We start from the raw sequence: 20,914 nt of genomic DNA, 5'->3' as shown, positions 1-20,914 counted from the left end.
GAGGAGGACGACTAACCTGCGGTCGGATCATCATGACACAAGCTTTCGGCCAAACATAACCGGCCCGGCAATTTACCTGCCAACCCGATAGAAGACTCTGGGCGATCCTTTAAACGAGAACCGCTCGCAACGTCGGCGTCGTCTACCGGCGCGATAGATATCGAGTAGTTGTTCTGATTCCGTCGAAGTAGGACAATTGTCGGCTTCACGTCACAATCAGCGACTTTGAATGGCCTTCCTTGCACTCGGTATTAACCACAAGACTGCTTCAGTAGACGTCCGCGAGCGCGTGGCTTTTACCCCTGAACAGCTGGTTGAGGCCTTGCAGCAGCTCTGCCGACTCACCGACAGCCGCGAAGCTGCGATCCTCTCCACCTGCAATCGCAGTGAACTCTATATAGAACAGGATCATCTGTCGGCGGACGTCGTGCTGCGCTGGCTGGCCGAATATCATCATTTGAGCTACGACGAGCTGCGCGAAAGCGCCTATGTGCATGAAGATGATGCGGCAGTTCGTCACATGATGCGGGTCGCTTCCGGGCTCGACTCGCTGGTGTTGGGCGAGCCGCAGATTCTCGGCCAGATGAAATCGGCCTATGCCGTGGCCCGCGAGGCCGGCACCATCGGGCCGTTGCTCGGGCGGCTGTTCCAGGCCACGTTCAATGCGGCCAAGCAGGTGCGCACCGACACGGCCATCGGCGAAAACCCTGTGTCGGTGGCGTTTGCCGCGGTGAGCCTGGCCAAGCAGATTTTCAGCGACCTGCAACGCAGCCAGGCCTTGTTGATCGGCGCCGGCGAGACCATCACCCTGGTCGCCCGCCATCTGCATGACCTGGGTGTAAAACGCATTGTGGTCGCCAACCGCACCCTGGAGCGCGCGAGCATTCTGGCCGAGCAGTTCGGCGCCCATGCGGTGTTGCTGTCGGATATTCCGGCAGAGCTGGTGCGCAGCGATATCGTCATCAGTTCCACCGCCAGCCAGTTGCCGATCCTGGGCAAGGGTGCGGTGGAAAGCGCCTTGAAACTGCGCAAGCACAAACCGATCTTCATGGTGGATATCGCTGTTCCCCGCGACATCGAGCCAGAAGTCGGTGAACTGGACGACGTTTACCTCTATAGCGTCGACGATCTCCACGAAGTGGTCGCCGAGAACCTCAAGAGCCGTCAGGGCGCAGCCCAGGCCGCCGAAGAGATGGTCTCGATCGGCGCCGAAGACTTTATGGTCCGCCTGCGCGAGTTGGCAGCGGTGGACGTGCTCAAGGCCTATCGTCAACAGAGCGAACGCCTGCGCGACGAAGAATTGCAAAAGGCCCAGCGCATGCTGGCCAACGGCACCAGTGCCGAAGAGGTGCTGGTGCAACTGGCCCGCGGGCTGACCAACAAACTGTTGCACGCACCGAGCGTGCAGTTGAAAAAGCTCTCTGCCGAAGGTCGCCTGGATGCGCTGGCGATGGCCCAGGAACTCTTTGCCCTCGGTGAGGGCTCATCGGATAGCTTTTCGGATAAAAAACCGCAATGAAAGCGTCACTGCTCAATAAGCTGGATATTCTCCAGGACCGTTTCGAGGAATTGACTGCCCTGCTGGGCGACGGCGAGGTCATTTCCGATCAGAACAAGTTCCGCACCTATTCCAAGGAGTACGCGGAAGTTGAGCCGATCGTGGGCGCCTATAAAGCACTGCTGAAAGTGCAGGACGACCTCGAAGGCGCCCAGGCACTGCTCAAGGACAGCGACCCGGACATGCGTGAAATGGCCGTGGAAGAAGTCCGCGAGGCCAAGGAGCGCCTGATCACGCTCGAAGCCGACCTGCAGCGCATGCTGCTGCCCAAGGACCCGAACGACGGGCGCAACGTGTTCCTCGAAATCCGTGCCGGTACCGGCGGCGACGAGGCGGCGATTTTCTCCGGCGACCTGTTCCGCATGTATTCGCGTTACGCCGAGCGTCGTGGCTGGCGGGTGGAAATCCTCTCGGAAAACGAGGGTGAGCACGGCGGCTATAAAGAGGTGATTGCCCGGGTCGAAGGCGACAACGTCTACGGCAAGCTGAAATTCGAATCCGGTGCGCACCGCGTGCAACGGGTTCCGGCGACCGAATCCCAGGGCCGCATCCACACGTCGGCCTGCACCGTGGCGGTATTGCCCGAGCCGGACGAACAGGAAGTCATCGAGATCAACCCGGCCGACCTGCGCGTCGATACCTATCGCTCCTCCGGCGCCGGTGGCCAGCACGTCAACAAGACCGACTCGGCAATCCGTATCACGCACTTGCCGTCCGGCATTGTCGTCGAGTGCCAGGAAGAACGTTCGCAGCACAAGAACCGCGCCCGAGCGATGTCCTGGTTGTCGGCCAAGCTGAACGATCAGCAGACCTCCGCCGCAGCCAACGCCATCGCCAGCGAACGCAAGTTGCTGGTCGGCTCCGGCGACCGTTCCGAGCGCATCCGCACCTATAATTTTGCCCAGGGCCGGGTCACCGACCACCGGGTCAACCTGACCTTGTATTCCCTCGACGAGATCCTCGCCGGTGGTGTCGAGGCGGTGATCGAGCCGTTGCTGGCCGAGTACCAGGCCGATCAACTGGCAGCGATAGGTGAGTAAATGACGATCATTGCCAGTTTGTTGCGCGCCGCCGATTTGCCCGACTCGCCGACGGCGCGTCTGGATGCCGAATTGCTGCTGGCGGCTGCGTTGGGCAAGTCCCGCAGTTTCCTGCACACCTGGCCGGAGCGCATAGTGCCGAGCGAAGCGGTGCTGACGTTCGCCGAATATTTGCAGCGCCGCCGCAGTGGTGAGCCGGTGGCCTATATTCTCGGCCAGCAGGGTTTCTGGAAGCTGGACCTGGAAGTGGCACCGCACACGCTGATACCGCGCCCCGACACCGAGTTGCTGGTGGAAGCCGCGCTGGAGCTGTTGCCGGCCACACCGGCCAAGGTACTCGACCTCGGCACCGGCAGCGGCGCGATTGCCCTGGCCCTCGCCAGCGAACGTCCGGCGTGGAATGTCACCGCTGTGGATCGTGTCCTGGAAGCCGTGGCCCTGGCCGAACGCAATCGCCAGCGCCTGCACCTGGGCAACGCCACCGTGCTGAGCAGCCATTGGTTCAGCGCCCTGGAAGGTCAGCGTTTTCAACTGATCATCAGCAATCCGCCCTACATCGCAGCGGCCGATCCGCATCTGGTCGAGGGTGATGTGCGCTTCGAACCGGCCAGCGCCCTGGTGGCGGGTGTCGACGGGCTCGACGATCTGCGCCTGATCGTCGCCCAGGCACCGGACCATCTGGATGCCGGTGGCTGGCTGATGCTCGAACACGGCTATGATCAGGCCGAGGCGGTCCGCGATTTGCTGCTGACCCGGGGTTTTGAAGAAGTCCACAGCCGCACCGATCTGGGCGGTCACCAACGCATCAGTCTGGGGCGCCTGCCGTGCTGAATGATCAGGAATTGCTGCGCTACAGTCGGCAGATTCTGCTGCAACACATCGATATCGACGGCCAGTTGCGGCTCAAGGAAAGCCGCGTATTGATCGTCGGTCTTGGTGGCCTTGGCGCGCCAGTGGCGCTGTATCTGGCAGCCGCCGGTGTTGGCGAGTTGCACCTGGCGGATTTCGATACGGTCGACTTGACCAACCTGCAGCGCCAGATCATTCACGACACCGACAGTGTCGGCATGACCAAGGTCGATTCGGCAATCAAGCGCCTGAGCGCGATCAATCCCGAGATCCAGTTGATCGCTCATCGTGCGGCGCTGGATGAAGATTCGCTGGCCGCCGTGGTGGCCGGGGTGGATCTGGTCCTCGATTGTTCTGACAATTTTTCCACCCGTGAAGCGGTCAACGCCGCTTGCGTAACCGCCGGCAAACCGCTGGTCAGCGGTGCGGCGATTCGCCTCGAAGGGCAACTGTCGGTGTTCGATCCGCGTCGGCCGGAGAGTCCGTGCTACCACTGTTTATACGGGCACGGCAGTGAAGCCGAATTGACCTGCAGCGAGGCCGGCGTGGTCGGACCGCTGGTGGGGCTGGTCGGCAGTCTGCAAGCGCTTGAAGCGTTGAAGTTGCTGGCCGGATTTGGCGAGCCGCTGGTGGGGCGCCTGCTGTTGATCGATGCCTTGGGTACACGCTTCCGTGAATTGCGGGTCAAGCGCGATCCGGGTTGCAGTGTCTGTGGGTCGAAACATGCGTGAAGCGCCGATTGGCGTGTTCGACTCCGGTGTCGGCGGGCTCTCGGTACTGGCCGAGATCCAGCGTTTGTTGCCCAATGAGTCTCTGCTGTACGTCGCCGACTGCGGGAATGTTCCCTATGGTGAGAAAACCCCGCAGTTTATCCAACAGCGTTGCAGCGTGATGGCTGAATTCTTTCGGCAGCAGGGCGCCAAGGCTTTGGTGCTGGCGTGCAACACGGCGACGGTGGCCGGCGTCGCCGACTTGCGTCGCGACTATCCCGAATGGCCCATCGTCGGCATGGAGCCGGCAGTCAAACCGGCCGCCGCCGCAACCCGTTCCGGCGTGGTGGGGGTGCTGGCCACTACCGGCACCTTGCAGAGCGCCAAGTTCGCCGCATTGCTCGACCGCTTCGCCACGGACGTGAAAGTCATTACCCAGCCCTGTCCAGGGCTTGTGGAGCTGATTGAAAACGGCGACCTGCGCAGCCCCGAGCTGCGTCAGCTGTTGGCCGGGTATGTCGAGCCATTGCTGGCTGCCGGCGCCGACACCCTGATTCTCGGCTGCACCCATTACCCCTTTCTCAAGCCGATGCTGCGGCAGATGATCCCCGAGGACATCAGCCTGATCGACACCGGCGCCGCCGTCGCGCGGCAACTTCAGCGTCTGCTGGCCGAAGGCGAGCTGCTCGCCGAGGGACCGGCCCGTGAGGCGCAGTTCTGGACCAGCGCCGATCCGCTTCATTTCAGAAATATCTTGCCGATACTGTGGAATACCTCTGGCGTTGTGCGAAGCTTCAACAGGTAGAAGGCTGTCCGGGGGGAATACGAAGAGTCGGGTGAACTTCTGATAAATCGCTGACTTCTATAGTTTTTGCAGGGCTTTGCAACAAAAAAACCATACGAAATCGTTCGCAAAAGGATGTTTCTAGTGAAGCGACTATTCTGCTTGGCCGCGATTGCGGCCGCACTAATGGGGCACACTTTTACCGCGCAGGCGGCAGGTGTGGAGTTCGCGGTTGGTCAGACCAGCGATTCGACCATGACGTATCGACTGGGCATGCAATTCGATTGGGACCAGAGCTGGTGGCAGAGTGACGTTGGCCGTGTGACCGGTTACTGGAGCGGTGCCTACACCTATTGGGAGGGCGACAAGACCTCGAGCAATAACAGCCTGTCGTTCTCTCCGGTGTTCGTTTACGAATTTGCCGGTCAGAACGTCAAACCGTACGTTGAAGCAGGCATTGGCGTGGCGGTGTTTTCCAATACCCGACTCGAAGACAACAACATCGGCAGTGCCTTCCAGTTTGAAGACCGGTTCGGTTTTGGCCTGCGCTTCAATGGTGGCCACGAAGTCGGGGTCCGCGCGACGCACTATTCCAACGCCGGGCTCGCCAGTTCCAACGACGGTGTAGAAAGCTACTCGCTGCATTACACCTTGCCGTTGTAAGCACCACGGTTTCAGCGGGTTGCAAATCCCCTGTGGGAGCGAGCTTGCTCGCGATGACGATATTTCATTCAACATCAATGTTGAATCTGAAATCGCTATCGCGAGCAAGCTCGCTCCCACAGGGGGACACGTTGTTTTCCAGTTCAGCGATACGCCGTCGAAATCCCCTGGCGTTCGTCGATGCACTCCGGTGCGCCCATCTCGAACTCCCGGCAGATCAACGGGCGTTTTTCGTAGATGGTGCACATCATCGTGTTGCGATCCAGCGCGGCACACCAGCCGTCGTCCAGGCGCAGCATCACTTCCCCGCCCCAGTCATCGGTATCGATGAACCGTTCAGGCACGCCCGTATCGGTGATCAGCATGACTTCGAGCTGGCAGCAGCAGGCTGCGCAGGTCGAGCAGGTGACCGCGGGTTCCGCGATTTGCGTATGGGGGATGGTTTTCATGGTGCGCAGTGTAAGGCAGTCACCGGGTGCTGTGTGAAAGGTCTGACGGACGCTCAAGTATCGAAACGTCCGGGATACCGCCGCCGATGATGACGACTTTCAGGGTTGATCCTTGATCGGCGGCTGGCTGCGCACCATGCGTTTGCCTATCTCCAGTTTCACTTGGTCCGGCCGTTTGGAGAGCGGCCAGAGGGCGGCCATGAACGCTGCCGGGAAAGCGATTTCCAGCGGTCGGTCCTTGAGTTTTTCGAAGATGTGCCGCGCGGCTTTCTCCACCGGCCAACTCAAGGCCATGGGGGAGTCGTTTTTCGTCGTCAGCGGAGTCTCGACAAACCCGGGGCTGATCACCGTGAGTTCTATACCTTCATGCGCCAGGTCGATGCGCAGGGATTCGAACAGGTAACGCAGCCCGGCCTTCGAGGTGCCGTAGGCTTCTGCCTTGGGCAGCGGCAGGTAAGTCACCGTACTGGCCATGGCTACCATATGCGGTGCGGTGCCGGCCCGCAGCAAAGGCAGTGCGGCGTCGATGCAAAAGCTGCTGGCCAACAGGTTAGTGCGCACCACATGTTCGACAATCGACGCATCGAACTGCTTGGCATCCACGTACTCGCAGGTGCCGGCGTTGAGTATCACGGTGTCCAGCGAGCCCCAGTCCTCGGCAATCTGCTCGCCGATCTCGCGTACGGTCTGGCTGTTGGTCAGGTCTCCGGCGACCACCAGCACCTGCCCCGGGTAACGTAGCGACAAGTTTTTCAGTGGTGCCACGGTGCGTGAACTGACGGCCAGGTGCGCACCGGTTTTCAGGATTTCTTCGGCCAGGGCGGCGCCGATGCCACTGCTTGCGCCTGTCAGCCAGTATCGTCGTGCGAGTGTACGACTCATCCCAATCTCCTTTTCAGCCGGGCAATTGCCCGGCCCAATACGGGTAAATGTTCATAATGCAAAGACCCGGCATCGAAGTCATCCCGGTGGCGGTAACTCATGACCCAACCGCGGCGTATTGCCGCGAGGGCAGGTTTTTGAATGCCGTCAACGCACGTGTACGGGAAGTACTCAGGTCGACGATCGGTGAGGGGTAATCCACAACACCGAAAAGACCGCCGAGATTGGCGGGGTTGTGCACGTTTTTTTTATTCAACCCGGCCAGTTCCGGAAGCCATTGCTTGATGAACACGCCTTCGGGGTCGAATTTTTCCGACTGGCTCAACGGGTTGAAAATCCGGAAGTAAGGCGCCGAGTCGGTGCCGGTGGAGGAACTCCACTGCCAGCCACCATTGTTCGCTGCCAAGTCGCCATCGATCAGGTGACGCATGAAAAAACGTTCGCCTTCGCGCCAGTCGATCAGCAAGTTTTTGCTCAGGAACATCGCCACCACCATGCGCAGGCGGTTGTGCATCCAGCCAGTTGCCAGTAGTTGGCGCATGGCGGCGTCGATGATTGGCAAGCCGGTACGAGCCTGTTGCCAGGCGGCCAGTTCTTCGGGGGCGTTGCGCCAGGCCAGAGCTTCGGTTTCCGGACGAAATGCGCGGTGCCAGGAAACCCGTGGGTAGCCCACCAGGATGTGTTTATAGAACTCTCGCCACAGCAGTTCGTTGATCCAGGTAACGGCGCCGCTCTTGCCGCTTTCGAATTCGCCTTGATTGCTGTTCAAGGCCGCGTGCAGGCATTGGCGCACAGAAATCACCCCGGCGGCCAGATAGGCCGAGAGCTGGCTGGTGCCGGGCTTCGCCGGGAAATCCCGTTCGCTTTGATAGTGCTCGATCTGCGCAACGCTAAAGCTGTCGAGGCGATGCCGGGCTTCCGCTTCGCCCGCCGGCCACAGGTTGCGCAGGTTGTCAGCAGGTGTTGCGAAGCCGTCGACGCTCAAGGGGATCGGATCGCTGGCAATGTTCAGCGGCGCTTGTTTGTGCGGCGCGCGGACCAGGCTGGGCAGCGAGTGGTGCAGTCGTTCGTAGCAGACTTTGCGGAATTGGCTGAAGACCTGAAAGTAAGTGCCGGTGCGGGTCAGTACGCTCCCTGGCTTGAACAACAATTGATCGAGGTAGCGGCGAACTTCGATGCCTTCGGCCTGTAGCGTCCGGGCGACCGCTGCATCGCGACGGGATTCGTGGATGCCGTACTCTTCGTTGAGATACAGCGCGTCGACCTGCCACTGTCGGCACAGGTTCAGCAATACGCTGGGTGCGTCATCCCAGCGCGATGCCTGGCGGATCAGCAGGGGAATGTTCAGTTGACCCAGTTCGCGGCTCAACTCGCGCAGGTTACGCAACCAGAAGTCCACTTTGCAGGGCGCATCGTCGTGTTCCAGCCATTGTTCCGGACTCAGCAGATACACCGCCACGCAGGGGCCGCGAGCCGCTGCGGCCGAGAGGGCGGTGTTGTCATGTAGGCGCAAGTCACTGCGCAGCCAGATCAATTGCATTTTGGTATCCGCGCTATTCATTTAAATCAGCCCGTGCTGAACGAGTGCCTGATGTGCCGACAACGGATCTTCGGCCAGGTACAGATCAGCGATCTCGGCAGTACTTGCGGACAACTCGGTGTGGTGGATGCATACCGTTGGTCCGGCAATCATTTTTGGGCAACTGACGCCTTTGAAAAGTTTCGGCAGCTGCGCCGGATTCAGGGCTTTGCTTGAGTACAGCAGAACCCCACGGGGCTGCAGAAATTCGACCGCCAATGCCAGTTCTCCGACAGGCAGCGGCCAGTCGAAGACCTCCACCGGGCAATCCGCGCTGCTGATCAGCCAGGCCGTTAGCCAAAGGTGCGGCTCCATGGGCAGGTCCGAGTGGTTGACCAGCAGCAGCGGCGCGGTGCGCAACTGACGATTATTATGGTAGATGCGCGCACCGAACTTGCTGCGTAGCCAGGCACAAAAAAAGCCCCGCTCCATCTGCGCCCCGAACTGGCCTTGCCAGCGTTGCTCCAGAGTAGCCAGCAAGGGCATCAGCAATTGCTCGCACAGGGTTCGCGGCGGATACAGCGCCATCGCCTGATTGACGCTGTCATCCAGGGCACGTTCCTGCAATCCGCTGACCGCCTGCAACAACGTTTGCAGCAAGACGTGCCAATCGTTGTCGACGGACTCGCTGAAGGCTTGCGGCGTGTCGAGCAATGGCTTGACCTGGCTGACGGCAACGCCACGGTTGAGCCAAGTGAGGATGGTCTGGATGCGTTGTACGTGGTCGGCCGAGAACAACCGATGGCCCTTGGGTGTGCGTTGCGGCACGATCAGGCCGTAGCGCCGCTCCCAGGCGCGCAAGGTCACGGCATTGACGCCGGTTTGCCGCGCCACTTCACGGATCGGCAGCCAGCCTTCGTCCAGCGCCTTTTTAAGGTCATCGCCGAGGTCTTCGCGGGCACTGGTGTCGAGTGCTTTTTTCATCAGATGGCGTTTCGCAGGCTGAGGTTTTCCGGGTGCGGTTGCAGGTAAACCTGCTGTGCGATGTACGGATCGGGGTGTTGGCGAAAGTGATGTTTGAGCAGCGTCAGCGGCACCACCAGCGGCACGATGCCCAGGCGGTACTGGCTGATCACGTGCTGCACTTCCTGCTTGTCTTCGTGGCTGATGGCCTGTTTCAGGTAGCCACTGAGGTGTTGCAGGACGTTGGTATGGGTGCGGCGGGTGGCGCACTTTTTCAGGGCCACCATCAGTTCACTGAAGTAGCGCGGGCCAAGTTCCTTCGGATCGGTATGACCCATGATCCCCAGCAGATTGCCGAGCACTTTGTACTGCTCCGGGTTGTGGGCCATCAGCAGGTATTTGTAGCGCGAGTGAAAGTCCGTGAGACCGCGCCGGGTCAGGCCTTCCTGGCGTAGCTGCTGCCAGGCGCTGTAGGCGAACACGCGGGTGAGGAAGTTTTCCCGCAGCACCGGATCATTGAGCCGGCTGTCTTCTTCCACTGGCAAGTCCGGGTGCAGCAGGCAGGCGTTGATGGCGATTTTCTGTTTGGCGGGGGCATGGGACATCGGAGCACCTCGAATCTGAACCTGTGCAGACGGTCGAGTCTGTACAAGATAACTTCATCATAGATTCGAAGTTGTACAAGTCAAACATTGTGTATAAGTTTTGTGGCGGGCTGCTGTCCAGGACGACAGCAGCGATTTGTTCGGATTGATGCTCTTTACTGCAGGTGCTCATGCAAGCGGCGGGCGGCTTCCTGACCGCTGAGCCAGGCTCCTTCGACGCGTCCGGACAGGCACCAGTCGCCACAGGCGTACAGCCCCAGGTCGGCATCGGCCAGGGTGCCCCATTCGTGACTGCTGGCGGGGCGGGCGTAAAGCCAGCGGTGGGCGAGGCTGAAGCTCGGCGCGGGCATGGAATCGTGCAGCAGTTCGGCAAAGGCGCCGTGCAACTGTTCGATCACCGCTTCCTTGGACAAGTCGATGTGCTGGCGACTCCAGGCGCTGGTGGCGTGCAGCACCCAAGTGTCGAGGGTGTTGTCACGTCCGGGTTTGCTGCGGTTGCGGGCCAGCCAGTCGAGGGGGCTGTCCTGCACGAAGCAGCCTTCCATGGGCGTTTCCAGCGGCGTTTCGAAGGCCAGGGCTATGGTCCAGGTCGGGTCCATTTTCACCCCGGCGGCGGCTCCGGCGAGTTTCGGCGCTGATGCCAGCAGAGCCGTGGCCTGGGGGGCCGGCGTGGCGATGACCACGTGGCTGAACGGTCCGTGGGTGAAGCCCTCGGCGTCCTGCAGGTGCCAGTGTTCTTCACCGCGATAAACTTCGGTGATCCGGCAGGCGAAATGCACTTCGAGGTCGCCGAGCAGCGCGCGGGTGATGGCACTCATGCGGGGCGTGCCGACCCAGCGGGTCTGTTCGTCCGGCGACAGGTTGAGTTGGCCGCCATGGTAGGTGTACAGCTGCGGCGTCCACTCGGCGACCCAGCCTTTGGCCTGCCAGCGCTGAACTTCGTTGACAAAACGCCGGTCGCGGGCAGTGAAATACTGCGTGCCCATGTCCAGAGCCCCCGCATCGCTGCGCTTGCTCGACATGCGCCCGCCGCTGCCACGACTTTTATCGAACAGTTGAACCACATGCCCGAGGTCAGTCAGGGCTTGGGCGGCGGAGAGTCCGGCAATGCCGGTGCCGATGATTGCGATAGGTACAGTCATAGGGGCCTCGTTTACCTTTCTGTACAGACTACGCCGGGGTTCAAACCTGTACAATATTGTTTTTTGGTATAACTTTTAGCGCTCTCGATCTGACAGCTTGGCCTATTGTTAAACATAGCGCCTGTTCGATACCAAAGATCCCTGCTTATAAAAATAGACTAATGGACAAGGTAAAACGCCACGCGAGGGAGAAGTCATGCACATATTGCTGACCGGCGGTACTGGTTTGATAGGACGTCAGCTCTGTCGGCACTGGTTGGGCCAGGGACATCGCCTGACAGTCTGGAGTCGCAAGCCTGAAAAAGTCGCGAAAATATGTGGTGCCCAAGTGCGTGGAGTTGCCCGGCTGGAGGATCTGGGGCAGGAGCAGATCGATGCGATCGTCAATCTGGCCGGAGCGCCGATTGCCGACCGGCCTTGGACGCACAAGCGTAAAGCCTTGTTGTGGAGCAGCCGCATCACCCTCACCGAAACCTTGCTGGCGTGGCTCGAAAATCGCGAGCAGAAACCACGGGTATTGATTTCCGGTTCGGCTGTCGGCTGGTATGGCGACGGTGGCGAGCGCGAACTGACCGAGGACTCGGGGCCGGTCAGCGAAGATTTCGCCAGCCAGTTGTGCATTGCCTGGGAAGAGACTGCACTGCGGGCTGAAACGCTGGGCATTCGCGTCATCCTCATTCGAACCGGGTTGGTGCTGTCGGCGGAGGGCGGCTTTTTGTCGCGGCTGTTACTGCCGTTCAAACTGGGCCTGGGTGGGCCGATCGGCAACGGCCGGCAGTGGATGCCATGGATTCATATCGACGATCAAATCGCCCTGATTGATTTTCTTCTGCATCGCAACGAGGCCGGCGGTCCCTATAATGCGTGCGCGCCCAAACCGGTGCGCAATCGCGAGTTTGCCAAGGCGTTGGGCGGCGTGTTGAATCGCCCGGCGTTCATGCCGATGCCGGCCTTCGCATTGAAGGTGGGGCTGGGCGAGTTGTCGCTGTTGCTGCTGGGCGGCCAGCGCGCCACTCCCGTGCGTTTGTTACAGGCTGGTTTCACTTTTAAGTTCATGGATTTGCGCGCGGCTCTGGACGATCTGTCCGGTCGCCTTTGAAATAGGACGTTGCATGACCGATCACGCGTTGCTTCTGGTCAACCTGGGCTCACCTGCTTCCACCTCGGTGGCGGATGTGCGCAGCTACCTCAATCAATTTCTGATGGACCCGTACGTGATCGACCTGCCATGGCCGGTTCGGCGTCTGCTGGTGTCGCTGATCCTGATCAAGCGTCCCGAGCAGTCGGCCCATGCTTATGCCTCGATCTGGTGGAACGAGGGCTCGCCGCTGGTGGTGCTCAGTCGTCGCCTGCAACAAGCGATGACCCGTCAATGGCAGCACGGCCCGGTCGAATTGGCGATGCGTTACGGCGAGCCGTCGATTGAATCGACTCTGGTTCGGATGGTTGCGGCGGGGCACAAGCGAATCACCCTGGCGCCGCTGTATCCACAGTTCGCCGACAGCACCACGACTACGGTCATCGAAGAGGCCAAGCGCGTGGTGCGCGAGAAAAACCTCGATGTACAGTTGTCGGTGCTCCAGCCTTTCTACGACCAGCCGGAATACCTCGATGCGCTGGTGGTCACGACCCGGCCGCATTTGCAGCAGGACTTCGATCACTTGCTGATGAGTTTTCATGGGTTGCCGGAACGGCATCTGAAGAAGCTCAACCCCGGTCACAGCTTCGAGGGTGGCGGTGATTGCTGCGCCGGGGCGCCACCGGAGGTGGTCGCCACCTGTTATCGCGGCCAGTGCCTGCGTACGGCGGCAGAGTTTGCCAAACGCATGGGGTTGCCGGAGGGCAAGTGGTCGGTGTCGTTCCAGTCGCGTCTGGGGCGCGCCAAATGGATCGAACCCTACACCGAGGCGCGCCTGGATGAATTGGCCAAAAGCGGGGTGAAAAAGGTTCTGGTGATGTGCCCGGCGTTCGTTGCCGATTGCATCGAGACCCTGGAAGAGATCGGTGATCGCGGCAAGGAGCAATTCCGCGCAGCGGGGGGCGAGGACCTGGTGCTGGTGCCGTGCCTCAACGATGATCCGCATTGGGCGCGGGCGTTGAGTGCGTTGTGCGAGCGCGCGCCGTTGGCGCTTTAAAAGCTTCGCGAGCAGGCTCGCTCCCACAGGGAAATGCATTCCAATTTGTGGGAGCGAGCTTGCTCGCGATAGCTATCTGGCAGACTACAAACATCTCAAGCTGTTAGATCAGCGGCTCATCCGCCTTCTTGTGCTTCCAGCTGTCATTGCCCGGCAGAATCAGGTTCAAGCCAATCGCCACCACCGCGCACAGCGCGATGCCCTTGAGGCCGAAATCGTCCGGCCCGGTACCGGTACCGATCAGCACGCCGCCGATCCCGAACACCAGGGTCACCGAAACAATCACCAGATTGCGCGCCTCGCCCAGATCGATCTTGTGGCGGATCAGCGTGTTCATCCCCACCGCCGCGATCGAACCGAACAACAGGCACAGAATCCCGCCCATCACCGGCACCGGAATGCTTTGCAACAGTGCGCCGAACTTGCCGATGAACGCCAGGCTGATGGCGAAGATCGCCGCCCAGGTCATGATTTTCGGGTTGTAGTTCTTGGTCAGCATGACTGCGCCGGTCACCTCGGCGTAGGTGGTGTTGGGCGGACCGCCGAACAGACCGGCCGCCGTGGTGGCGATGCCGTCGCCGAGCAGGGTGCGGTGCAGGCCGGGCTTCTTCAGGTAATCGCGACCGGTCACGCTACCTACGGCAATCACGCCGCCGATGTGTTCGATGGCCGGGGCCAGGGCTACCGGAACGATGAACAGAATCGCCTGCCAGTTGAATTCCGGTGCGGTGAAGTGCGGGATGGCGAACCACGGTGCCGCCGCAATCTTCGCGGTATCGACCACGCCGAAGTAGAACGCCATGCCGAAGCCCACCAGCACGCCGGAGATGATCGGCACCAGGCGGAAGATGCCCTTGCCGAATACCGCGACGATCAGCGTGGTCAGCAACGCGGGCATCGAGATCATCATCGCCGTCTGGTAATGAATCAATTCGCTGCCGTCGCCGGCCTTGCCCATGGCCATGTTGGCGGCAATCGGTGCCATGGCCAGGCCGATCGAAATGATCACCGGCCCGATCACCACCGGCGGCAGCAGGCGGTCGATGAAGCCTGTGCCTTTGATCTTCACGGCCAGGCCGAGGAAGGTGTAGACGAAACCTGCCGCCATCACGCCGCCCATGGTCGCAGCCAGGCCGAACTGACCCTTGGCGAGAATGATCGGGGTGATGAAGGCAAAGCTCGATGCCAGGAACACCGGCACCTGACGCCCGGTGACGATCTGGAACAGGATCGTCCCCAGGCCGGCCGTGAACAGCGCCACGTTCGGGTCGAGGCCGGTAATCAGCGGCATCAACACCAGGGCGCCGAAGGCCACGAACAGCATCTGTGCACCCGACAGCACCGTGCGCCAGAGCGGATCGTTGAACTCTTGCTGCATGGTCACGCGTCCTTCTGCTTGGTGCCGAAGATCTTGTCACCGGCATCGCCCAGCCCTGGGATGATGTAACCGTGTTCGTTCAGTTTTTGATCAATGGAAGCGGTGTAGATGATCACGTCCGGGTGAGCTTTCTCTACGGCGGCGATGCCTTCCGGCGCGGCAACCAGCACCATGGCTCGGATGTCGCGGCAGCCGGCCTTTTTCAGCAGGTCGATGGTGGCAACCATCGAGCCGCCGGTGGCGAGCATCGGGTCGATGATCATGGCCAGGCGTTCGTCGATTTCCGGCACCAGCTTCTCGAGGTAGGTGTGGGCTTCGAGAGTTTCTTCGTTACGGGCCACGCCCACGGCGCTGACTTTGGCGCCCGGGATCAGGCTTAGCACGCCTTCGAGCATGCCGATGCCGGCACGCAGGATTGGCACGACAGTAATCTTCTTGCCAGCGATTTTCTCGACCGACACAGTGCCGCACCAGCCTTCGATATCGTAGGATTCCAGCGGCAGGTCTTTGGTGGCTTCATAGGTCAGCAAGGCGCCGACTTCCTGAGCGAGCTCACGGAAATTCTTGGTGCTGATGTCTGCGCGGCGCATCAGGCCAAGTTTATGACGGATCAGCGGGTGGCGGATCTCATGGATGGGCATGGGGAAAGGCTCCGGCGGCGGGCAAAAAAACCGGCCTAGATTAATCTATCCGAGGGTGTTGTCCTATAGACATACAGTACGTTAGTCCACAAACGCTTGATCTGGCCGTGCGGGATGCGTACCTTTGCCCGCTTTTCCGAATCCGTCCCTCCCCCTCAAACCCCTGGAGAGCGCCATGTCCGCTGATCTCGAGCATATCCGTCAAATCATGCGAGAGGCTGACTGCCTGTACACCGAAGCTGAAGTCGAGGCGGCCATCGCCCGCGTCGGTGCACAAATCAACGAACAAATGGCCGACAGCAACCCGGTGGTGTTCTGCGTGATGAACGGCGGGCTGATTTTCTCCGGCAAGCTGCTGACCTATCTGAACTTCCCGCTGGAAGCGTCCTACCTGCACGCCACCCGCTATCGCAACGAAACCAGCGGGGGCGACCTGTTCTGGAAAGCCAAGCCGGAAGTTTCCTTCATCGACCGTGACGTGCTGATCATCGACGACATCCTCGATGAAGGTCACACCCTGGGCGCGATCATCGATTTCTGTAAACACGCCGGTGCCCGTAAAGTGCACACTGCCGTGCTGATCGACAAAGACCACGACCGCAAGGCCCGTCCGGACCTGAAGGCCGATTTCGTCGGTCTGCCGTGCATCGACCGCTACATCTTCGGTTACGGTATGGACTACAAAGGCTACTGGCGTAATGCCAACGGGATTTTCGCCGTTAAAGGAATGTAAGACATGGATACGCCTCGCTTTCTGGATCAGACCTTGTTCGCCGAACTGGCCGGGAAAGCCGCGACTAATCCTCGTGGGCGCCAGCATTACAACTTCCATCAGATGGAAGACGCTTGCCATCGCATGGCGGTGGGGTTGCAGCCGTCCACGTATATCCCGCCTCACCGGCATCTGGGCGACAACAAGGCCGAAACCCTGTTGGTCCTCAAGGGGCGGCTGGGCGTGTTGATCTTTGACGAGGTCGGTACGGTGCTGAGCAAGACCGTGCTGCAGGCCGGTGGCGACTGTGTTGGCGTGGACCTGCCAAGCGGTGTGTTCCACGGTTTGGTGGTGCTGGAGGCCGACAGCCTGATGTTCGAATGCAAGGCCGGTCCTTACCGTCCGGTCGGTGAGGGTGAGCTGGCGCATTGGGCACCGCGCGAAGGCGAGCCCGGCGTTGCCGAGTATCAGGCCTGGATGCGCGCGCAGTTCGACTGATCCTTAACCTGTGGGAGCGAGCTTGCTCGCAATGGCTATGTCACTGACACATTGATGCTGGATGTGCCGACGTCATCGCGAACAAGCTCGCTCCCACAGTGGTTTCTGTGCACTTGAACCACTTCCTTCAGCCCATGGTAAAGTGCCCGGCCCCGACTCCGGAGCCTGCCATGAGCCCTTTTATCCGCAGCTGCGCCGCCCTGTTGCTGGTCCTCAGCCTGCCATTGGCCGCCGCGCCGGCGCCCATGCACAGTCAATTTCTGCCGCCGGACGATCTAACGCTGCGCGATGCTGACCCCGAACAGCAGCAACTGATGCAGGTCACCGATTATTCGGTGGTGGTCGGCGCTCAGCGTCAGTCCAATCAACAGCCGATTCCGGTCACTTCGCCGCTGATGATTCGGCTCAAGGGCAAATCCCTGAACAAGGGCGCCACCATCAGTCAGGTGCTGGTCAACTTCGATGGTGAAAGCAAAAGCCTGAAAAAACCGGTTTACGACGAGTCGAGCAAGACCCTGACCCTCTATTACCCGCTGGCGCAATACCGGGTGGTGATCGACTTGTTGCGCAACGACACGGTGTATTGCCAGTTTCTCAGCTACGCCAATGGCCATGTCTGGGCCGATCTGCACACCGGCAGCACTCGTCCGCGTTGAGCCTTGAGCCCGCGCAGGGGTAAACTGCCCGCCCCGTGAAATGTCTGCGAGCTGGAGTCGGCAATGCGTAAAGATAAAAAACAAGTGATTGGTGACGAGATCGGCGATGAGCAGATCAAGTTGTTCCTCGATTTCGAACCGGTCGACGCGACTTCTCCGTCCCTGCACAAGCTGGTCAAGGCCTACCGTGGCCTGCGCATCGACGATTTCGCGCGTTTCCTGACGTTCTTCGTCGAAGCGGGTTACGACGTGAATGGCAAGGATGAGCACGGCAACGACTTCGTTGCCCTGATCAAGGATCAGCGCAACGCGCCGGACTACATCGAGTTGATCGAAAAAGCTCGCGGCTGATTCCTCAGGCACATCGCCACGAATCAGGTTTGCCCGGACATAAAAAAACGCCCCGCTCTCAGTGAGAACGGGGCGTTTTTCATAAGGCCGAATCAAGCGTAGCTTTCGGTCTCGCTGCTGGCTTCAACCAGTTCCAGGGCAACGTTGTTCTGCGTGTTGATCTTGCGATACAGCGCAGCGTCGGTTTCCAGGACCTTTTCACGGGCCGGGAAAATTTCGGCCAGTTTGGTAGCCCATTCGCCCTTGGTTTTGCCCGGGAAGCATTTTTCGATCAGCTCAAGCATGATCGAAACAGTCACCGAGGCACCTGGCGAAGCGCCGAGCAGTGCTGCCAGGGAACCGTCCTTGGCTGCGACCAGTTCGGTGCCGAATTGCAGGATGCCGCCTTTTTTCGGGTCTTTCTTGATGATCTGCACCCGTTGGCCGGCCACTTCCAGGCGCCAGTCTTCAGCTTTCGCCTCAGGGTAGAAGCGACGCAGGGACTCCAGGCGCTGCTCCATCGACTGCATCACTTCGCTGACCAGGTACTTGGTCAGGTCCATGTTGTTTTTTGCCACGGACAGCATCGGCCCGATGTTGCCGGCGCGAACCGACATCGGCAGGTCCATGAAGGAGCCGTGCTTGAGGAACTTGGTGGTGAAGCCGGCATAAGGTCCGAACAGCAGGGACTTCTTGCCTTCGACTACACGGGTGTCCAGGTGCGGCACGGACATTGGCGGCGAGCCTACGGCAGCCTGGCTGTAGACCTTGGCCTGGTGGTGCTTGACCACTTCCGGGTTATCGCAACGCAGCCATTGGCCGCTGATCGGGAAACCGCCGAAGCCTTTGCTCTCTTCGATGCCCGAAGCCTGCAGCAACGGCAGTGCCGCACCGCCAGCGCCGAGGAAGACGAACTTGGCGTCGACTTCACGGGTGTTGCCGCTGTTGACGTCCTTGATGCTGACAGTCCAGCCGCCGTTGCTGCGCTTGAGGCCGGTCACGCGCTTGCAGTACTTGACCTGGGCATCGGGTGCGCTGGTCAGGTGCTTGAGCAACTGGTTGGTCAGGGCGCCGAAGTTTACGTCGGTGCCATTGATCACGCGGGTCGCGGCGAGGTTTTCGCCAGGATCGCGGCCAGGCATCATCAGCGGCATCCACTCGGCCATTTTGGCCTTGTCTTCGGTGTATTCCATGTCCGAGAAGGCGTGGTGCTTGCTCAGCACCTTGAAGCGTTCCTTGAGGAAGGACACGCCGCTGTCGCCCTGCACGAAGCTCAGGTGTGGCACCGGGCTGATAAACGATTTGCACGAGCCGAACGTGCCTTTTTTGGTCAGGTACGACCAGAATTGCTTCGACACCTCGAACTGGGTGTTGATGTGCACGGCTTTCTTGATGTCGACGGCGCCATCGGCGGCCTGCGGCGTGTAGTTGAGCTCACACAGCCCGGCGTGACCGGTACCGGCGTTGTTCCACGGGTTGGAACTCTCCGCGGCACCGGAATCCATCAGCTCGACGACTTCCAGCTTGATCGCGGGGTCGAGCTCTTTGAGCAGTACTGCAAGGGTGGCACTCATGATGCCGGCCCCAACCAGTACTACGTCGACTGCTTCGTTATGCGCCATTTAACGCGTCTCCAAAATCTGCAGCACCAAATTGTCGGCATGGCTGCCAGGAGTGACGGGGCGTGTCAGTGTTGCCCCAGGTACCCATGGCAGGATCGCCATGTCCGAATCTTCGCAATTTATCGCAACTTCGACGGACGCTACCTGCCGGGCCTATGAGCCATATGAACTCATTTCAGCGCGCGGGAGGCAATTCGACTTATGGTCGATACATCCGTTTGTGCAACCAAATCCGTAGCGGACAGGCTTCAGGCTCCGGTGTTCGAGGAATACTCGGTCCTGTGTCGTTGGGCTGTTGTAGACGCTAATGGTGCATGTTCAGACGCAAAACTATTCATTTGCTCGCCACACTCTTGTGAAGTTGTGAAAACCCGTTTTTTTCACGCTCTTTTGAAGACGTGAACCTCAAAAAGGGCTGTCCCAGCCTGGCACCGTGCCCGGATGGATTGCCGCCATGGGATACAGGGCAGGCAAAACGGGCAAACAGCTCAGTGACCGAGCGTAATGACAGCTCTGCAGATTCGCGAAAAGTGGAGGTTTTGCTCAACAAAACAGCAAGCGCGCCAGCTTCACTCGATCTGTGTGGGCGGCTCTCTGTGGGCAGTGCGGGGTGTCAATACAAGCGCATTGACGATGCTGCGAGGCCCGATCAGGAGACGTCCTTATAATCGGGGGGAGATTGTATCTAAGAAACGCAGGGAAATGGTCGTGTTTAATGACTTTTATTAGGTGTTTGGTCAGGTCGTCATCAGTTGCTGTGCACGCGAGCGTGGCTGTTGCTGCTGCGAAACGACGCGGGTGCCGGCAGGCAGCGGCTGATTCAGCCAGTTCAGGCGGATCTCTTCGATTTCAACCCAGCCATCGCCCATGGGCTGGAGACTGCACTGCTTGAAGGCCTGGCAGTGGCCGTTGCGGTCGAGCAGGGCGAAGCAGCGATGCAGTGGGCGTGGCGCGAACAGCGAAATCAAATGGCGCATGATGATTACCGTATTAGGTGACTAACGCCAACATAGCGCACGGGTGATGACGCGCAAGTGTCTGAGTAGTGACATCTTGGTGACAGGAAACCGCTCTCAAATAGGATGGTCAGACATTTCAGTTATCACTGTCAGGTGCTGGTTCCCGGCAGTGGCGCACCGCTATACTGCCGGCCTGTTTGTGCCTGATTCTGGAGAGAAGAGCATGTTGCAACGCCTGTTGTTCGGTTTGATCACTGTGACCAGTTTGACTCTGGTTGGCTGCGCCAACAGCCCGCAACAACTGAGCCCGGAACCCAAGCTGACCACTCAACTGGCCCCGGTCGGCCATGGTCAGCCCGTCGTGGTGCGTGTAGTGGACGGTCGCCCGTCGCCGACGCTGGGCACCCGTGGTGGCCTGTATCCGGAAACCAGCGCAATCACCGTGCAGAGCGCGCAGATCCTGCCGAAGCTGCAGGCCCAGGCTGAAGCCGCCGTGCGTCTGCTGGGCTTTACCCCGACGAACAACGCCATGAATGCACCGCAACTGACCGTGACCCTGACGGAGTTGAAGTACCAGTCGCCCAAGGAAGGCATGTACGTGACCGAAGCCACCATCGGTGCGACCTTCCGCTCGGATGTGCAGAACGCCAACCGTCGCTACAGCGGCCGTTATGGTTCGTCCCTGGACCAGCGCTTCGGTATGGCGCCGAACCAGGAAACCAACACCAAGCTGGTCAGCGATGTGCTCAGTGATGCGTTGACCCGCCTGTTCAAGGACCCGACCGTGGGTCAGATTCTCGGCGAGTAACCTTCGCTGGA

At 60.1% G+C, this 20,914-nt stretch carries 22 protein-coding genes and 2 pseudogenes; 13 read left to right on the top strand and 11 right to left on the bottom strand.

The features are described 5' to 3' along the window. Positions 1-229 precede the first annotated feature (229 nt). The 6 genes from hemA to KGA96_RS06820 all read left to right on the top strand — a co-directional run bounded on the left by hemA (position 230) and on the right by KGA96_RS06820 (position 5,604). Positions 230-1,519 carry a glutamyl-tRNA reductase gene (hemA, locus tag KGA96_RS06845; protein WP_046041867.1) on the top strand — a complete coding sequence of 430 codons (1,290 nt, stop codon included), beginning with the start codon at positions 230-232 and terminating at the stop codon, positions 1,517-1,519. Then, entirely contained in the window at positions 1,516-2,598 is a 1,083-nt protein-coding gene (prfA, locus tag KGA96_RS06840) for a peptide chain release factor 1 (protein ID WP_046041868.1), read from the top strand. Before hemA ends, prfA begins: the two co-directional genes overlap by 4 nt. Then, positions 2,599-3,429: a peptide chain release factor N(5)-glutamine methyltransferase gene (prmC, locus tag KGA96_RS06835; RefSeq protein WP_046041869.1), complete on the top strand. Its 831-nt coding sequence runs from the start codon at positions 2,599-2,601 to the stop codon at positions 3,427-3,429. Beyond that, positions 3,423-4,178 (top strand): molybdopterin-synthase adenylyltransferase MoeB, encoded by a 756-nt coding sequence (locus KGA96_RS06830; protein ID WP_046041870.1) that lies wholly within the window; start codon positions 3,423-3,425, stop codon positions 4,176-4,178. Before prmC ends, KGA96_RS06830 begins: the two co-directional genes overlap by 7 nt. Continuing rightward, the gene (gene murI / locus KGA96_RS06825) at positions 4,171-4,962 is read left to right on the top strand and encodes a glutamate racemase (protein ID WP_046041871.1); all 792 of its coding nucleotides are present in this window, start codon (positions 4,171-4,173) and stop codon (positions 4,960-4,962) included. The genes KGA96_RS06830 and murI overlap by 8 nt, the downstream gene beginning before the upstream one ends. A 123-nt stretch (positions 4,963-5,085) precedes the next feature. Then, positions 5,086-5,604 (top strand): acyloxyacyl hydrolase, encoded by a 519-nt coding sequence (locus KGA96_RS06820; RefSeq protein WP_046041872.1) that lies wholly within the window; start codon positions 5,086-5,088, stop codon positions 5,602-5,604. Between the two features lie 143 nt (positions 5,605-5,747). Here the strand turns inward: KGA96_RS06820 and KGA96_RS06815 are convergent, their stop codons facing one another. From KGA96_RS06815 to KGA96_RS06785, 7 genes and pseudogenes are all read right to left on the bottom strand, one after another. Further along, a complete protein-coding gene (locus KGA96_RS06815) occupies positions 5,748-6,053 on the bottom strand; it encodes a YkgJ family cysteine cluster protein (RefSeq protein WP_007981864.1) in 306 nt (101 codons plus the stop codon). Positions 6,054-6,152: 99 nt separating this feature from the next. Further along, complete coding sequence (locus KGA96_RS06810; protein WP_046041873.1) at positions 6,153-6,935, bottom strand: SDR family NAD(P)-dependent oxidoreductase; 783 nt, start codon at positions 6,933-6,935, stop codon at positions 6,153-6,155. Beyond that, positions 6,932-7,030: pseudogene (locus tag KGA96_RS06805) on the bottom strand (nuclear transport factor 2 family protein); the annotation flags it as partial. The gene KGA96_RS06810 and the pseudogene KGA96_RS06805, both read right to left, overlap by 4 nt. Before the next feature lie 2 nt (positions 7,031-7,032). Continuing rightward, complete coding sequence (gene phrB, locus KGA96_RS06800; protein WP_046042017.1) at positions 7,033-8,475, bottom strand: deoxyribodipyrimidine photo-lyase; 1,443 nt, start codon at positions 8,473-8,475, stop codon at positions 7,033-7,035. A gap of 21 nt (positions 8,476-8,496) precedes the next feature. Then, a complete protein-coding gene (locus KGA96_RS06795) occupies positions 8,497-9,438 on the bottom strand; it encodes a MerR family transcriptional regulator (protein WP_046041874.1) in 942 nt (313 codons plus the stop codon). Next, positions 9,438-9,980 (bottom strand): annotated as a pseudogene (locus KGA96_RS06790) (YbgA family protein); the annotation flags it as partial. The gene KGA96_RS06795 and the pseudogene KGA96_RS06790, both read right to left, overlap by 1 nt. 197 nt (positions 9,981-10,177) lie before the next feature. Next, the gene (locus KGA96_RS06785) at positions 10,178-11,164 is read right to left on the bottom strand and encodes an NAD(P)/FAD-dependent oxidoreductase (RefSeq protein WP_223512053.1); all 987 of its coding nucleotides are present in this window, start codon (positions 11,162-11,164) and stop codon (positions 10,178-10,180) included. Positions 11,165-11,360: 196 nt separating this feature from the next. On the opposite strand from KGA96_RS06785, the gene KGA96_RS06780 reads away from it, so the two are divergent. Both KGA96_RS06780 and hemH read left to right on the top strand, forming a co-directional pair. Continuing rightward, positions 11,361-12,263, top strand: a complete 903-nt coding sequence (locus tag KGA96_RS06780; RefSeq protein WP_223465960.1) for a TIGR01777 family oxidoreductase — start codon at positions 11,361-11,363, stop codon at positions 12,261-12,263. 13 nt (positions 12,264-12,276) lie between these two features. Beyond that, complete coding sequence (gene hemH, locus KGA96_RS06775; protein ID WP_046041877.1) at positions 12,277-13,299, top strand: ferrochelatase; 1,023 nt, start codon at positions 12,277-12,279, stop codon at positions 13,297-13,299. 103 nt (positions 13,300-13,402) lie between these two features. Here the strand turns inward: hemH and KGA96_RS06770 are convergent, their stop codons facing one another. Together KGA96_RS06770 and upp are read right to left on the bottom strand one after the other, a co-directional pair. After that, positions 13,403-14,677 carry a uracil-xanthine permease family protein gene (locus KGA96_RS06770; protein ID WP_046041878.1) on the bottom strand — a complete coding sequence of 425 codons (1,275 nt, stop codon included), beginning with the start codon at positions 14,675-14,677 and terminating at the stop codon, positions 13,403-13,405. A 2-nt stretch (positions 14,678-14,679) separates the two neighbouring features. Further along, positions 14,680-15,318 carry a uracil phosphoribosyltransferase gene (upp, locus tag KGA96_RS06765; protein WP_046041879.1) on the bottom strand — a complete coding sequence of 213 codons (639 nt, stop codon included), beginning with the start codon at positions 15,316-15,318 and terminating at the stop codon, positions 14,680-14,682. A gap of 175 nt (positions 15,319-15,493) precedes the next feature. On the opposite strand from upp, the gene KGA96_RS06760 reads away from it, so the two are divergent. The 4 genes from KGA96_RS06760 (at position 15,494) to KGA96_RS06745 (ending at position 17,535) form a co-directional block, all read left to right on the top strand. Then, positions 15,494-16,051, top strand: coding sequence for a hypoxanthine-guanine phosphoribosyltransferase (locus tag KGA96_RS06760; protein ID WP_046041880.1), 558 nt, complete (start codon positions 15,494-15,496; stop codon positions 16,049-16,051). Positions 16,052-16,054: 3 nt separating this feature from the next. Beyond that, positions 16,055-16,528 (top strand): WbuC family cupin fold metalloprotein, encoded by a 474-nt coding sequence (locus KGA96_RS06755; protein WP_046041881.1) that lies wholly within the window; start codon positions 16,055-16,057, stop codon positions 16,526-16,528. Positions 16,529-16,698: 170 nt separating this feature from the next. After that, a complete protein-coding gene (locus tag KGA96_RS06750; RefSeq protein ID WP_046041882.1) occupies positions 16,699-17,184 on the top strand; it encodes a hypothetical protein in 486 nt (161 codons plus the stop codon). 63 nt (positions 17,185-17,247) lie between these two features. Further along, entirely contained in the window at positions 17,248-17,535 is a 288-nt protein-coding gene (locus tag KGA96_RS06745; protein ID WP_046041883.1) for a PA4642 family protein, read from the top strand. A 92-nt stretch (positions 17,536-17,627) separates the two neighbouring features. Here KGA96_RS06745 and mqo read toward each other — a convergent pair whose 3' ends face one another. Next, a complete protein-coding gene (gene mqo / locus KGA96_RS06740; RefSeq protein WP_046041884.1) occupies positions 17,628-19,136 on the bottom strand; it encodes a malate dehydrogenase (quinone) in 1,509 nt (502 codons plus the stop codon). A gap of 737 nt (positions 19,137-19,873) precedes the next feature. Further along, a complete protein-coding gene (locus KGA96_RS06735; protein WP_046041885.1) occupies positions 19,874-20,113 on the bottom strand; it encodes a hypothetical protein in 240 nt (79 codons plus the stop codon). Between the two features lie 205 nt (positions 20,114-20,318). Here KGA96_RS06735 and KGA96_RS06730 point away from each other — a divergent pair, with 205 nt between their 5' ends. Next, positions 20,319-20,903, top strand: a complete 585-nt coding sequence (locus KGA96_RS06730) for a YajG family lipoprotein (RefSeq protein ID WP_046041886.1) — start codon at positions 20,319-20,321, stop codon at positions 20,901-20,903. Positions 20,904-20,914: the final 11 nt, after the last annotated feature.

The organism is Pseudomonas sp. GL-R-26 (genome assembly GCF_019947365.1).
Classification (GTDB): Bacteria; Pseudomonadota; Gammaproteobacteria; order Pseudomonadales; family Pseudomonadaceae; genus Aquipseudomonas.
Note: the sequence above shows the minus strand (reverse complement) of the source record. Positions and strands in the feature narration are given on the sequence as shown.